This is a genomic window from Enterobacter cloacae complex sp. SHL009 (assembly GCF_049237205.1).
Taxonomy (GTDB): domain Bacteria; phylum Pseudomonadota; class Gammaproteobacteria; order Enterobacterales; family Enterobacteriaceae; genus Enterobacter; species Enterobacter cloacae_M.
The window spans coordinates 17417-31761 of record NZ_JBMKIW010000013.1 but is presented as its reverse complement, the minus strand read 5'-3'; the positions used below and the strand labels follow the sequence as shown (position 1 = coordinate 31761).

The 14345-nt window shown below is 58.1% G+C and carries 11 protein-coding genes; 5 read left to right on the top strand and 6 right to left on the bottom strand.

All coding sequences use genetic code 11. From position 1 onward, the window contains the following. Positions 1-9: 9 nt before the first annotated feature. From hslV to priA, 4 genes are all read right to left on the bottom strand, one after another. Positions 10-540, bottom strand: coding sequence for an ATP-dependent protease subunit HslV (gene hslV, locus ACOTZC_RS21440; RefSeq protein WP_008501802.1), 531 nt, complete (start codon positions 538-540; stop codon positions 10-12). A gap of 94 nt (positions 541-634) precedes the next feature. Continuing rightward, entirely contained in the window at positions 635-1630 is a 996-nt protein-coding gene (gene ftsN, locus ACOTZC_RS21435; protein ID WP_421636018.1) for a cell division protein FtsN, read from the bottom strand. Positions 1631-1723: 93 nt separating this feature from the next. Continuing rightward, positions 1724-2749, bottom strand: coding sequence for a DNA-binding transcriptional regulator CytR (gene cytR / locus ACOTZC_RS21430; RefSeq protein WP_023309683.1), 1026 nt, complete (start codon positions 2747-2749; stop codon positions 1724-1726). A gap of 119 nt (positions 2750-2868) precedes the next feature. Then, positions 2869-5064 carry a primosomal protein N' gene (gene priA / locus ACOTZC_RS21425; protein ID WP_248169871.1) on the bottom strand — a complete coding sequence of 732 codons (2196 nt, stop codon included), beginning with the start codon at positions 5062-5064 and terminating at the stop codon, positions 2869-2871. A gap of 200 nt (positions 5065-5264) precedes the next feature. Between priA and rpmE the strand changes: the two genes are divergently transcribed. Then, positions 5265-5477, top strand: a complete 213-nt coding sequence (gene rpmE / locus ACOTZC_RS21420; protein WP_003862040.1) for a 50S ribosomal protein L31 — start codon at positions 5265-5267, stop codon at positions 5475-5477. Positions 5478-5525: 48 nt separating this feature from the next. Here rpmE and metJ read toward each other — a convergent pair whose 3' ends face one another. Next, positions 5526-5843 carry a met regulon transcriptional regulator MetJ gene (gene metJ, locus ACOTZC_RS21415; RefSeq protein ID WP_007369220.1) on the bottom strand — a complete coding sequence of 106 codons (318 nt, stop codon included), beginning with the start codon at positions 5841-5843 and terminating at the stop codon, positions 5526-5528. Between the two features lie 276 nt (positions 5844-6119). Here metJ and metB point away from each other — a divergent pair, with 276 nt between their 5' ends. The 4 genes from metB to katG all read left to right on the top strand — a co-directional run bounded on the left by metB (position 6120) and on the right by katG (position 13156). Then, a complete protein-coding gene (gene metB / locus ACOTZC_RS21410) occupies positions 6120-7280 on the top strand; it encodes a cystathionine gamma-synthase (protein WP_126304437.1) in 1161 nt (386 codons plus the stop codon). Positions 7281-7282: 2 nt separating this feature from the next. After that, positions 7283-9715, top strand: coding sequence for a bifunctional aspartate kinase/homoserine dehydrogenase II (locus tag ACOTZC_RS21405; RefSeq protein WP_023309681.1), 2433 nt, complete (start codon positions 7283-7285; stop codon positions 9713-9715). A gap of 225 nt (positions 9716-9940) precedes the next feature. Next, positions 9941-10828, top strand: coding sequence for a methylenetetrahydrofolate reductase (gene metF / locus ACOTZC_RS21400; RefSeq protein ID WP_023309676.1), 888 nt, complete (start codon positions 9941-9943; stop codon positions 10826-10828). Positions 10829-10975: 147 nt separating this feature from the next. Next, positions 10976-13156 (top strand): catalase/peroxidase HPI, encoded by a 2181-nt coding sequence (katG, locus tag ACOTZC_RS21395; protein ID WP_421636017.1) that lies wholly within the window; start codon positions 10976-10978, stop codon positions 13154-13156. A gap of 83 nt (positions 13157-13239) precedes the next feature. Here katG and gldA read toward each other — a convergent pair whose 3' ends face one another. Next, entirely contained in the window at positions 13240-14343 is a 1104-nt protein-coding gene (gene gldA / locus ACOTZC_RS21390; protein ID WP_059446024.1) for a bifunctional L-1,2-propanediol dehydrogenase/glycerol dehydrogenase, read from the bottom strand. Positions 14344-14345: the final 2 nt, after the last annotated feature.

Sequence of the window (14345 nt, the reverse complement as noted above, 5' to 3'; positions counted from 1 at the left end):
GGGAGATCCTTACGCTTTGGAGGTCAATTCTTCGATGGTGTGGTTGTGGTTGGTATAAATGCAGATATCGCCTGCAATATCCAACGCCTTCACCGCGATATCACGCGCGTTCATGTCGGTATTCTCCAACAGCGCGCGGGCTGCAGCCTGGGCATAAGGGCCGCCGGAGCCGATGGCAATCAGGTCATTTTCCGGCTGAATGACGTCACCGTTACCGGTGATGATCAGCGAGGCGGTTTCATCGGCCACGGCCAGCAGCGCTTCGAGCTTGCGCAGCATGCGGTCGGTACGCCAGTCTTTCGCCAGCTCAACGGCAGCTTTCACCAGATGACCCTGGTGCATTTCCAGTTTGCGTTCAAACAGTTCAAACAGCGTGAAGGCGTCCGCCGTGCCGCCAGCAAAACCGGCGATCACTTTGTCGTTGTAGAGACGGCGCACTTTCTTCACGTTGCCTTTCATGACGGTATTACCCAGCGTGGCCTGGCCATCACCGGCGATTACCACATGGCCGTTACGGCGTACACTTACTATTGTTGTCACGAGCAGACCCCCTGGTTACAGAATCGGGAAACAGAAGCCCTGAGCCTGTGCTCAGGGCTGAATTAAATGATAGATGGGGGGGATTTTGGGGGTTTCAACCCCCGGAAGCGAGTCGAATGCAGTTTGTGTGGCCGGCGATTTTCAACCGCGAAATGGTGCCATCGGCATTTTCTTTGCCTTTGACCGGCCCAATCACCACGCGATTCCAGCCGTTATTGGTGGTAATACGCGAATCAAACCCTTCAAAGGCCAGCTGCGCGCGCACCGTTTCCGCCTGCTCTGCGCCTTTGAACGAACCGCACTGTACCATCCAGCGGCGCTCGTCTTTTTTCTCTGCCGTCTGCTTCGGCGCTTCGGTCTCTTTGGTCACCGGCGCTGCCTGCTGCGTTTTCGGCTGCTGCGCGGTGGTATGCGCTGGCGTCTGGAGCAGATCCTCATACGGCTGAGCCGCCTGTTTCTGCGGCTGCGTTTTCGGCTGCTGCTGGACAGGCTGAGACTGCGCCGTACGCGTCTGCTGTTGATATGGCTGTTCCGTTACCCGCGGCTGTGCTTTCGGCTGCTGCACCGGCTGGGTTTGCGCCCACTGCTGCTGTTGCTGCTGCTGGATCTGCTGTTGCGCCTGACGTCGCTGCAGCGTTTGCTGGCGCTGTGCCGGCGTCTGCTCATTCCACGGTACTTCGTTCAGCTGCGTAGGCTGCTGGCGCATATCGGCCTGCATTTGGGCCAGCAGCTGACGCTGTTCATCCGTCAGCTGATTCGCATTCTGCACTTCACCACCCGCAGAAGGTTCGGTTGGCGCACGCACCCCAGGCTGACGGCTTTCCAGCTCTTTGATATAGCGCCAGCGCTCTTCAGGCTTCGGAGGAAGGCCGTTTCCGGCAACTTTACTGGCCTGAAGCGCCTCAGACTCTTCTTTTTTATGGTGCGTGATAAAGTACAGGCCACCAATAAAGGCGACGACTACAGCCGCAGCAATAGCGACCATTGCTGGCGAGACAGCAGGCAGGTTACGTTGCTTTTTCCTTGAGCTACTCTTTTTGCGTCGCGAAGGTGCCGGCTGGCCGCGACGTACATAATCTCGTTGTGCCACTATCGTTTCGCTGTATTTATTCGTTCGTCAGTCCGCCATGTTACTTAAGCGGCGGGGCTTTGACCAGATAAGGGTATCCGAAAGACGTTTACTTTAAGTCAATGCCTGGGTCGTGCCGCGGACAATCAATTCACAGTCCAGCAACCGCGAGCCGCTGCTAACTGTTTGACCGTGAAGCTGATCCAGCAGAAGAAGCATCGCTTCGCGGCCGATTTGGTAGCGCGGCTGAGCGACCGTTGAGAGCGGCGGATCGCAAAATTCTGAAAGCGAAATATTGTCGAATCCGATGATCGATAAATCTTTCGGTATCCGCAGGCCGCGGCGTTTGGCGTACGATAATGCGCCCAGCGCCATCACGTCGCTGTGACAAAATACGGCGGTTGGTGGTTCAGGCAGGTCCAGAAGTTTCTCCAGCGCTTGTCCACCCGCGGCGAAGGTGAAGTCACCGCGCGCAATGTAGTGCGGATCGACGGTGACGCCGGTACGGCGCAGCGCCTGAACGTAGCCCTGTAAGCGATAGTGACACAGCGGCATCTCTTCCGGCCCGGCAATACAGCCAATGCGCTTGTGCCCCAGTTCCTGGAGATAGTTTACGGCGTTGAACGCGGCGGTGAGGTTATCAATGTGGACCGTCGGCAGCTCCAGCTCCGGCGCAAACTCGTTGGCCATCACCATCGGCGGTAAATTACGCTGCTCTTCAATGCTGGCATCAAACGGCAGGCGAGAGCCAAGCAGCAGCATGCCGTCGATCTGCTTGGTGATAATGAGATCGATGAAGGTTTTTTCCTGCTGGTTCTGATGAGCACAGTCGCCAATCAGCACCAGGTAACCCTGTTCCGCTGCGGTGACTTCAATACCGCGGATAATCTCGCTGAAGAAGGGGTCACAGATGTCCGGCACAATCACCAGAATGGTGCGCGACTCATTGCGTTTGACGTTACGCCCCATCGCCTGTGGGAAATAGCCCACTTCAAGCGCAGCCTGCTCTACCCGGTTACGGGTCGCCTGGGAGACTTTATCCGGGTTCATTAATGCGCGGGACACGGTTGCCGTAGAGACTTGTGCTTTCTGGGCAACGTCTTTCATGGTCGCCGGTGCAACCTCTTTCCTGGACTTCAACGTCTTCTCCTCGCCTGAACACCGAACTTCTGACATCACCATTTTTACAGATAGTTAATGGAATCGGTTACAGAATTTTCATAAAAAGTGTGAGGAGCGTTAAATTTTTCGATCCGTCTTCAGCCTTCGATGGGGTCGACGTCCAGTACCCACTTCACTTTTCGCGCTTCCGGCAGCGTGTTGATGAGCGCCAGCGTGCCGCTGACGATGTGCTGAAGACGAACGCGCGAGGGGTGCTGAAGTAAGATTTGCCAGCGAAAACGCCCGCCGCGCTTTGGTGCGAGTGCCGGCACCGGGCCCAGGATCCACAGCTGATTATCCACCAGCGGGCTGGCCTGCAGGAGATTTCTCAGCTGCTGCAGGAAAAGCGGCGCCTGCTGGTTGTTGTGATCTTCCGCGCGGATGATGACGTGGCTGGTCCACGGCGGCAGCTGCATGGTCTGGCGTTCGGCCAGCGCCTGTTCGGCAAAGGCGTCATAGCCTTTATGCAGCAGGGTTTGCAGCAGCGGATGCTCAGGGTGGTGCGTTTGCAGCACCACTTCGCCCTGTTTACCGGCGCGACCGGCACGCCCTGCCACCTGGGTATAAAGCTGGGCGAAGCGCTCGGCTGAGCGGAAATCTGCCGAAAACAGCGCGCCGTCCACGTCCAGCAGGGCGACCAGCGTCACGTCCGGGAAGTGGTGGCCTTTGGCCAGCATCTGGGTGCCAATCAGGATACGTGCGCCGCCGCGATGCACTTCCGCCAGCTGCTGTTCCAGCGCGCCCTTGCGGCTGGTGGTGTCCCGGTCGATACGAGAAATCGGCACGTCCGGGAAGAAGGGGCTAAGCGCCTGTTCCAGCTGTTCCGTCCCCAGACCGACCGGCACGATATGCGTTGAGCCACATGACGGGCACTGGCGCGGCACCGGGCGCTGGCTGTCGCAGTGGTGGCAGCGCAAATGCCGCTGGGCCTGATGGAAGGTGTAGTAGTGGTCGCAGCGCGGACACTCGGCAATCCAGCCGCAGTCGTGGCACAGCAGTGCGGGGGCAAATCCGCGGCGGTTGAGAAACAGAATGACCTGGTTCCCCGCCTGCAAGTGCTGGCGCATGCGGGTAATCAATGCCGGCGCAAGCCCGGCCTGAACCTGCTGGCCTTTCAGATCCAGCACGTGCTGAATGGCCGGACGGGCATTCCCCGCCCGACGCGTCAGGCGCAGCATATGGTATTTACGCTGGCGCACGTTGTGCAGCGTTTCGAGCGCCGGCGTGGCGGAGCCGAGAATAATGGGAATTTGCTCACTGTGCGCGCGATAAACCGCCAGGTCGCGGGCGTGATAGCGCCAGCCTTCCTGCTGTTTATAGGAGCTGTCGTGCTCTTCGTCGATCACGATAACGCCAAGATTTTTAAACGGCGTAAACAGCGACGAGCGGGTGCCGATCACAATCGCCGCTTCGCCGTTTTTCGCTTTCAGCCAGGCGCTGAGGCGTTCGCTGTCGTTCAGGCCGGAGTGCAGCACCTCAACCGGCGCGTTAAAGCGCTCGCGGAATCGGGCGATGGTTTGCGGCGTCAGGCCAATTTCCGGCACCATCACCAGCGCCTGTTTGCCCTGCGCGAGCACGTTTTCCAGCACGCTCAGGTAGACTTCGGTCTTGCCGGAACCGGTGACCCCCGCCAGCAGCCAGGCAGAGAAATGATCGGAGGCGCTATGAATCGCGCCCACGGCGGTGGCCTGCTCGGTATTCAGACGCAGGCGATCCCCTGAAACGGAGAAACTCTCCCGCCAGTCGTAAAGAGCGGGGGCTTCGCTGGCCAGTTCGCTCAGCCCTTTCTTTCTTAAGGCCTGTAGCGCCGTTTCGCTGACCTCAAGCTCGTCGACCTGATGTCGCCAGATTTTTCCCTGACGCAGCGCCGCCAGCGCCTGCTGCTGTTTCTGCGATCGCTTCAGGCTGTTGATATCCACCGCCTGGCCCTGCTCGGTGGCAAACCAGTACCACATCGGCGCATGGCTGGCGCTCTTGCCCTGACGCAGCATAATTGGCAGGGCGTGGAACAGCACGTCGCCAATCGGGTGATGATAATAATCCGCCGCCCACAGCAGCAGTCGCCAGGTGCTGGTAGAGTAAACCGGCTCGCTGTCCAGCACCTCAACGACCGACTTCAGCTCGTTAAGCGGCAATTCGCTTTTATCGCTGACGGAGACGACGATCCCCACGCGCTGCTGTTTGCCAAACGGCACGGTCACGCGGCAGCCCGCTTTGGCGCTCATGCTGTCGGGCAGCAGGTAGTCAAAGGTGCGGGGAAGCGGAACGGGCAGGGCAACGTGAGCGACGGGCATCGAATCTTCCTGACTTGAAAAGTGGCGCGTTAGTATACACATTAGTAAAAGCGGCGTGCGGATCAGTTTGCATACGTTGGTCAAATTCTGTATGATTCGCCGCCTTTGGTGTACTTTACGCCAAAGAACTTACAATCAACATCGCGTGGTGTCTGGCGTTAGGGCTGGAAGAGCGACGCGGCCTTAACTGAGGTTCTCCCATGAAAAAAGATATTCACCCGAAATACGAAATGATTACTGCAAACTGTTCTTGCGGTAACTCTATCCAGATCCGCTCTACCGTGGGTCACGATCTGAACCTGGACGTGTGCGGCAAATGCCACCCGTTCTACACTGGTAAGCAGCGTGACGTTGCAACCGGTGGTCGTGTTGACCGCTTCAACAAGCGTTTCAGCATCCCGGGCGCTAAATAAGTTTCCCGAAAAAAAGGCACCGCAAGGTGCCTTTTTTGTATCCGCTTCTCAGTATTCCCACGTATCCGGGTCAATACCCAGTTCACGCATGATCACCTTCGCCTCTTCCGGGATTTCATCACTGCGCTCTTTGCGCAGATCTTCATCGTTCGGCAACGGTTGACCGGTAAACGCATGCAGAAACGCTTCGCACAGCAGTTCGCTGTTGGTCGCGTGGCGCAGGTTGTTCACCTGACGACGCGTACGTTCATCGGTGAGGATCTTCAACACCTTCAGAGGAATGGAAACCGTAATTTTCTTTACTTGCTCACTCTTCTTACCGTGCTCAGCGTATGGGCTGATATATTCGCCGCTCCATTCAGCCATGAGATACCTTTAATCCTCTCAGTCATTTATTTAAAGGTGCAAAACCTGTAACCACCCGTTTTGAACCGCAATCTTGTCTAGTTTACCGTAGAGACGATACCGTGGCACGGATATTGCCGCTGCAGCGTGCACTAAAGCATATAATTTTAACGGCTATTTGCGCATTGCTCAATCTATACGCAAAGAAGTTTAGATGTCCAGATGTATTGACGTCCATACTTTCAATGTTTACTCTGGTGCCTGACTTTTCACCTCATTCGCCAGGAAGCCCTCACCATGACGCGTAAACAGGCCACTATTGCAGTGCGTAGCGGATTAAATGATGACGAGCAGTACGGCTGCGTTGTCCCGCCGATTCATCTTTCCAGTACCTATAACTTCACCGGATTTAATGAACCCCGCGCGCATGATTATTCGCGTCGTGGCAACCCTACGCGTGACGTGACCCAGCGCGCGCTGGCCGAGCTGGAAGGTGGCGCAGGTGCAGTATTAACCAATACGGGGATGTCCGCCATTCATCTGGTGACCACGGTGTTCCTGAAACCGGGCGATCTGCTGGTTGCGCCGCACGACTGCTACGGCGGCAGCTATCGCCTGTTTGACAGCCTGGCGAAACGCGGCTGCTATCGCGTGCTGTTTGTCGATCAAAACGACGAACAAGCGCTGAAACAGGCCCTGGCAGAGAGACCGAAGCTGGTTCTGGTGGAAAGTCCAAGCAATCCATTGTTGCGCGTTGTCGATATTGCGAAAATTTGTCAGCTCGCAAGGGATGCGGGAGCGATAAGTGTAGTGGATAATACGTTCCTCAGTCCGGCCCTTCAGAACCCGCTCGCACTGGGTGCCGATCTGGTATTGCATTCATGCACTAAATATCTGAACGGCCATTCTGATGTGGTGGCGGGCGTGGTGATTGCTAAAGATCCCGACGTTGTCACCGAACTGGCATGGTGGGCCAATAATATTGGCGTCACCGCGGGGGCCTTCGACAGCTATCTGCTGTTGCGCGGCATCCGCACGCTGTCGCCGCGCATGGACGTGGCGCAGCGCAATGCCCAGGCGATTGTCGATTTCCTGAAAACCCAGCCGCTGGTGAAGAAGCTCTATCACCCGTCGCTGCCGGAAAATCAGGGGCACGAGATTGCCGCGCGTCAGCAGAAAGGGTTTGGCGCGATGTTAAGTTTTGAACTGGACGGTGACGAGCAAACGCTGCGTCGCTTCCTGAGCGGGTTGTCATTGTTTACGCTGGCGGAATCCTTAGGTGGGGTTGAAAGCTTGATCTCCCACGCCGCGACCATGACGCACGCAGGTATGGCACCGGAAGCTCGTGCCGCCGCCGGAATTTCCGAGACGCTGCTGCGTATCTCAACCGGCATTGAAGATTCTGAAGATTTAATTGCCGATCTGGAAAATGGCTTCCGGGTCGCAGCCAAGGGGTAATCATGAGTGTGATAGCGCAGGCAGGGGCGAAGGGTCGTCAGCTGCACAAGTTTGGTGGTAGTAGTCTTGCTGATGTGAAATGTTACCTGCGCGTTGCAGGCATCATGACGGAATATTCACAGCCGGGTGACATGATGGTTGTCTCGGCGGCGGGCAGCACCACCAACCAGTTGATTAGCTGGCTGAAACTGAGCCAGACCGATCGCCTTTCTGCGCATCAGGTGCAACAGTCCTTACGCCGCTACCAGAGCGAGCTGATTGCCGGCCTGCTGCCTGCGGACGTGGCGGACGGGCTGATCGGCGCCTTCACGCATGACCTTGAGCGTCTGGCTGCCCTGCTGGACAGCGGGATTACCGACGCGGTGTATGCCGAAGTGGTGGGCCACGGTGAAGTGTGGTCCGCGCGCCTGATGGCCGCCGTGCTGCAGCACCTGGGCGTGGAAGCGGCCTGGCTCGACGCGCGTGATTTTCTGCGCGCCGAACGCGCCGCGCAGCCACAGGTGGATGAAGGGTTGTCCTACCCGCTGCTGCAACAGCTGCTGGTGCAGCACCCGGGCAAACGTATTGTCGTCACCGGCTTTATCAGCCGCAGCAACGCGGGCGAAACCGTGCTGCTGGGCCGTAACGGCTCCGACTACTCGGCAACGCAGATTGGCGCGCTGGCGGGCGTCTCCCGCGTCACCATCTGGAGCGACGTGGCCGGTGTGTACAGCGCGGATCCGCGCAAAGTAAAAGATGCCTGCCTGCTGCCGCTGCTGCGTCTCGACGAAGCCAGCGAGCTGGCGCGTCTGGCCGCGCCAGTGCTGCACGCGCGCACGCTGCAGCCGGTTTCCGGCAGCGATATCGACCTCCAGCTGCGCTGCAGTTACACTCCGGATCAAGGCTCCACGCGCATTGAGCGCGTGCTGGCGTCCGGTACCGGGGCGCGTATTGTCACCAGCCACGACGACATCTGCCTGATTGAGTTCCAGGTGCCTGCAGGCCAGGACTTCAAGCTGGCGCATAAAGATATCGACACGATCCTTAAACGCGCCCAGGTGCGTCCGTTGGCCGTTGGCGTGCATAACGATCGTCAACTGCTGCAGTTCTGCTACACCGCTGAAGTGGCGGACAGCGCGCTGAAAATTCTGGATGAAGCTGGCCTGCCGGGCGAGCTTCGCCTGCGTCAGGGGCTGGCGCTGGTGGCGATGGTGGGCGCGGGCGTCACCCGTAACCCGCTGCACTGCCACCGCTTCTGGCAGCAGCTGAAAGGCCAGCCGGTGGAGTTCACCTGGCAGTCGGAGGAGGGCATCAGCCTGGTCGCCGTTCTGCGTAAAGGGCCAACCGAGAGCCTGATCCAGGGCCTGCACACCTCTCTGTTCCGCGCGGAAAAGCGCATCGGTCTGGTGCTGTTCGGGAAAGGCAACATCGGTTCCCGCTGGCTGGAGCTGTTTGCCCGCGAACAGGTGACGCTCTCGGCGCGTACCGGATTCGAATTCGTTCTTGCGGGCGTGGTGGACAGCCGCCGCAGCCTGCTGAACTACGAAGGGCTGGACGCCAGCCGCGCGCTTGCCTTCTTTAATGATGAAGCCGTAGAGCAGGATGAAGAGTCGCTGTTCCTGTGGATGCGCGCGCACCCGTATGACGATCTGGTGGTGCTGGACGTTACCGCCAGCGAACAGCTTGCGGATCAGTATCTGGATTTCGCCAGCCACGGTTTCCACGTTATTAGTGCGAACAAGCTGGCGGGGGCGAGCAGTACCGATAAATACCGCCAGATCCACGATGCGTTTGAAAAAACGGGGCGCCACTGGCTTTATAACGCCACCGTTGGGGCTGGCCTGCCGGTTAACCACACCGTGCGTGACCTGATTGAAAGCGGCGACAGCATTCTGGCGCTGAGCGGTATCTTCTCCGGCACGCTCTCCTGGCTGTTCCTGCAGTTTGACGGCACCGTACCCTTCACCGACCTGGTGGATCAGGCGTGGCAGCAGGGCTTAACCGAGCCCGATCCGCGCGTTGACCTTTCCGGTAAAGACGTGATGCGTAAGCTGGTGATCCTGGCGCGTGAGGCCGGTTACGATATCGAACCGGATGCCGTACGCGTCGAATCGCTGGTGCCTGCCGGCTGTGAAGAAGGTTCTGTGGATCATTTCTTTGAAAATGGTGAAGAGCTTAACGAGCAGATGGTACAGCGTCTGGAGGCGGCGAACGAGATGGGGCTGGTGCTGCGCTACGTGGCGCGTTTCGAGGCCAACGGAAAAGCGCGAGTCGGCGTCGAGGCGGTGCGTCCTGAACATCCGCTGGCGGCGCTGCTGCCGTGCGATAACGTCTTCGCCATCGAAAGCCGCTGGTATCGCGATAACCCGCTGGTGATCCGTGGTCCGGGCGCGGGACGCGATGTCACCGCTGGAGCCATTCAGTCCGACATCAACCGTCTGGCTAAGCTACTGTAAAGCATGAATTTCCCTCTCCCTGTGGGAGAGGGTTAGGGTCAGGGCTCAGACCGCACTCACCCTCATCCTGAATTTCCCTCATATTCCCTGAGCAAACCTCACCGTTATTGTTGATTATTTATGTTGACGTCCCTCCGCTTTTCCGTCATTTTTACATCTGGACGTCTAAACGTATAGAAGTTCACAACACAACAAATAACGACATGCGATTGATAGAGGTAAGGTATGAGCTTTTTTCACGCCAACCAGCGGGAAGCACTGAATCAGAGCCTGGCCGAAGTAAACGGCCAGATTAACGTCTCTTTTGAATTTTTCCCGCCGCGCACCAGTGAAATGGAGCAAACCCTGTGGAGCTCTATCGATCGTCTTAGCAGCCTGAAGCCGAAGTTCGTTTCCGTGACTTATGGTGCTAACTCTGGCGAGCGTGACCGTACGCACAGCATCATTAAAGGCATCAAAGATCGTACCGGTCTGGAAGCGGCGCCGCATCTCACCTGTATCGACGCGACCCGCGACGAGTTACGGGCCATCGCCCAGGATTACTGGAATAACGGCATTCGTCATATCGTCGCACTGCGCGGTGACCTGCCGCCGGGCAGCGGTAAGCCGGACATGTATGCCGCCGATCTGGTCGCGCTGCTGAAAGACGTGGCTGACTTTGATATCTCCGTTGCCGCTTATCCTGAGGTGCATCCGGAAGCGAAAAGCGCCCAGGCCGATCTGCTTAACCTGAAGCGTAAAGTGGACGCCGGCGCGAACCGCGCCATTACCCAGTTCTTCTTTGATGTGGAAAGCTACCTGCGTTTCCGTGACCGCTGCGTCTCCGCGGGCATCGACGTTGAAATTATTCCGGGTATTCTGCCGGTCTCTAACTTCAAACAGGCGAAGAAGTTTGCTGATATGACCAATGTTCGCATTCCGCTGTGGATGTCCAAAATGTACGAAGGGCTGGACGATGATCCAGAAACCCGCAAGCTGGTGGGGGCCAATATCGCGATGGACATGGTGAAAATTTTAAGCCGTGAAGGGGTGAAAGATTTCCACTTCTATACGCTGAACCGCGCGGAGATGAGCTACGCCATTTGCCATACGCTGGGCGTTCGTCCAGCGTAATAAGCACAAAGCCCTCGTTTTACGAGGGCTTTTTTGTCACGCGAATAGTTAAAAGGTATTAGCTATCGAATCTGTGGATTAATTCAACTATAACTTATTGCTAGTGGTGTATATCGTAACGGTAACACTGTAAAAGGGAGCATAGCGATGAGCACGTCAGACGAGACCAATAAAGCGGCATCGGTCGGCAAATGCCCGTTCCACCAGGGCGGCGTCGATCACAGCGCGGGGGCAGGTACAGGCAGCCGCGACTGGTGGCCAAAACAACTCCGCATCGATCTTCTTAATCAACATTCCAATCGTTCGAACCCGCTGGGTGAAGACTTCGACTACCGCAAAGAATTCAGCAAACTTGATTACTCCGCCCTTAAAGGCGACCTTAAAGCCCTTTTAACCGACTCTCAACCGTGGTGGCCTGCCGACTGGGGCAGCTATGCGGGCCTGTTTATCCGTATGGCCTGGCACGGCGCGGGTACCTATCGCTCCGTTGACGGACGCGGCGGTGCCGGACGCGGTCAACAGCGCTTTGCGCCGCTGAACTCCTGGCCGGATAACGTGAGCCTGGATAAGGCGCGCCGTCTGCTGTGGCCCATCAAGCAAAAATACGGACAAAAAATTTCCTGGGCCGACCTGTTTATCCTCGCGGGTAACGTGGCGCTGGAGAACTCCGGCTTCCGTACGTTTGGTTTTGGTGCCGGGCGTGAAGACGTCTGGGAACCAGACCTGGACGTGAACTGGGGTGATGAAAAAGCCTGGCTGACCCACCGTGACCCGGAAGCGCTGGCCAAGCGTCCTCTGGCCGCCACCGAAATGGGCCTGATCTACGTTAACCCGGAAGGGCCAAACGCCAGCGGTGAACCTCTGTCTGCTGCGGCGGCAATTCGCGCGACCTTCGGCAACATGGGGATGAACGACGAAGAGACCGTTGCGCTGATCGCGGGCGGCCACACCCTCGGCAAAACCCACGGCGCGGGTGAAGCCACGCACGTCGGCACCGACCCGGAAGCCTCGCCGATTGAAGCGCAGGGCCTGGGCTGGGCCAGCACGCACGGCACGGGCGTTGGCGCAGATGCCATTACCTCCGGTCTGGAAGTCATCTGGTCGCAAACCCCGACCCAGTGGAGCAACTACTTCTTCGAGAACCTGTTCAAATACGAATGGGTGCAGACCCGCAGCCCGGCGGGAGCGATTCAGTTTGAAGCCGTGGATGCGCCGGAAATCATGCCTGACCCGTTCGACCCGTCGAAAAAACGCAAACCTACCATGCTGGTCACCGACCTGACGCTGCGTTTTGACCCGGAATTCGAGAAAATTTCCCGCCGTTTCCTGAACGATCCGCAGGCCTTCAACGAAGCCTTCGCGCGCGCGTGGTACAAGCTGACCCACCGCGATATGGGGCCAAAATCGCGTTACCTTGGCCCGGAAGTGCCGAAAGAAGATCTGATCTGGCAGGACCCGCTGCCGCAGGCGGTGTTCAATCCGTCGAAAGAAGACATTGAAAGCCTGAAGGCGGAAATCGCTGCCTCTGGCCTCTCCGTGAGCGAACTGATTTCCGTTGCCTGGGCGTCAGCTTCAACCTTCCGCGGCGGCGACAAGCGCGGTGGCGCCAACGGCGCGCGTCTGGCGCTGGCCCCTCAGCGCGACTGGGATGTGAACGCCGCAGCGGTTCGCGCGTTGCCGGCTCTGGAAGCTATCCAGCGCACCACCAACAAAGCCTCTCTGGCGGATATCATCGTGCTGGCGGGCGTGGTGGGCGTTGGGCAGGCGGCGAAAGCGGCAGGCGTTTACGTCAACGTTCCGTTCACCCCGGGCCGCGTCGATGCGCGTCAGGATCAGACGGATATCGAGATGTTTAACCTGCTCGAACCGATTGCCGACGGCTTCCGCAACTACCGTGCGCAGGTGGATGTGTCCACGACAGAGTCACTGCTGATTGATAAAGCCCAGCAGCTGACGCTGACCGCGCCTGAGCTGACGGTGCTGATCGGTGGCCTGCGCGTGCTGGGTGCCAACTTTGATGGCAGCAAGAATGGCGTGTTCACCGACCGCGAGGGCGTGCTGAGCAACGATTTCTTCGTGAACCTGCTGGACATGAACACCCAGTGGAAGGCGACCGACGAATCTAATGAACTGTTTGCCGGAAGCGATCGCGCCAGCGGTGAAGTGAAATACACCGCCACCCGCGCCGATCTGGTCTTCGGTTCTAACGCCGTTCTGCGCGCGCTGGCAGAGGTTTATGCCAGTGATGATGCGCATGAGAAGTTTGTTCGCGACTTCGTTGCAGCATGGGCGAAGGTGATGGATCTGGACCGGTTTGACCTGCAGTAACCCCTGTGCCGGGTAGCGCTGACGCTTACCCGGCGTACGGGCAAAAAAATCCCCGCTGATGCGGGGATTTTTATTCACGCTATTTACTCCCACTCCTGCAGGAACCGCTGTCCATACTGGTCGGCCACCAGCAGCGCCGCATACACCTGATCCGGCGTTACGCCGCCGGGCATGTTGTGGATAGTTTCCCCTTCGGCACAGGAGGCTTCCGCGATCAGACGCATTTTGGCCGGAATATCCTCTTTGATGTTCAGCTGCGCCAGCGTGATCGGCAGCCCAACGCTGTGACAAAGCGCCGCGACGGTCTCTATTTCATCTACCGGCGCGTTTTCCAGCACCAGCTGCGTCAGCGTGCCAAACGCCACTTTTTCACCGTGATAGTAGTGGTGCGCGTCCGGTACCGCCGTCATACCGTTATGAATAGCGTGCGCTGCGGCCAGTCCGCCGCTTTCAAAGCCCACGCCGCTGAGATAGGTGTTGGCTTCGATAATGCGTTCCAGCGCCGGCGTAACCACATGCTGTTCCGCTGCAAGCATGGCCTTTTCACCTTCTTCAATCAGCGTGTTGTAGCACAGCTCGGCCAGCGCGAGTGCAGCCTGCGTACATTTGCCGCCAGCCATGGTGGTCGCGCCGCTGCGCGAGCAGGCGCGTGCTTCGAACCAGGTCGCCAGCGCATCGCCAATCCCGGCGGCCAGCAGACGTGCCGGCGCCCCCGCTACTACTTTGGTGTCGACGATAACCATGTTCGGGTTGTGCGGCAGCATCAGATAGCGGTCGAACTCGCCGCTGTCGGAGTAAATAACGGAAAGGGCGCTGCACGGCGCATCGGTGGAGGCAATCGTCGGGGCAATAGCCACGGGAACGTCCATAAAATGGGCCAGCGCTTTGGCGGTATCCAGCGTTTTACCGCCGCCAATGCCCAGCACCGCCAGACAGTCGGCGCTGTCGGCCAGCTTTTTCAAACGATCGATTTCATTTTGTGAACATTCGCCACCAAACGGCGCGATTTCGGCATGCAGTTCGGCTTTTTTAAAACTCTGGCGCAGGGTCTCTTCGGCAAAACCCAGAACAAATTTATCGCCGACAACCAGCCAGCGATTGGCCAGGGGTTTCAGATAGTCGCCGAGACGGGTAAGCACATCAGCGCCCTGGATGTATTTTCCCGGCGATTGAATGATACGGTCCATAA

Bases quoted from the DNA above. Each gene is read 5' to 3' on its own strand.
- metB (WP_126304437.1), top strand. From the start codon at position 6,120: ATGACGCGTAAACAGGCCACTATTGCAGTGCGTAGCGGATTAAATGAT.
- gldA (WP_059446024.1), bottom strand. From the start codon at position 14,343: ATGGACCGTATCATTCAATCGCCGGGAAAATACATCCAGGGCGCTGAT.
- priA (WP_248169871.1), bottom strand. From the start codon at position 5,064: ATGCCCGTCGCTCACGTTGCCCTGCCCGTTCCGCTTCCCCGCACCTTT.
- ACOTZC_RS21405 (WP_023309681.1), top strand. From the start codon at position 7,283: ATGAGTGTGATAGCGCAGGCAGGGGCGAAGGGTCGTCAGCTGCACAAG.
- metF (WP_023309676.1), top strand. From the start codon at position 9,941: ATGAGCTTTTTTCACGCCAACCAGCGGGAAGCACTGAATCAGAGCCTG.
- katG (WP_421636017.1), top strand. From the start codon at position 10,976: ATGAGCACGTCAGACGAGACCAATAAAGCGGCATCGGTCGGCAAATGC.
- rpmE (WP_003862040.1), top strand. From the start codon at position 5,265: ATGAAAAAAGATATTCACCCGAAATACGAAATGATTACTGCAAACTGT.
- metJ (WP_007369220.1), bottom strand. From the start codon at position 5,843: ATGGCTGAATGGAGCGGCGAATATATCAGCCCATACGCTGAGCACGGT.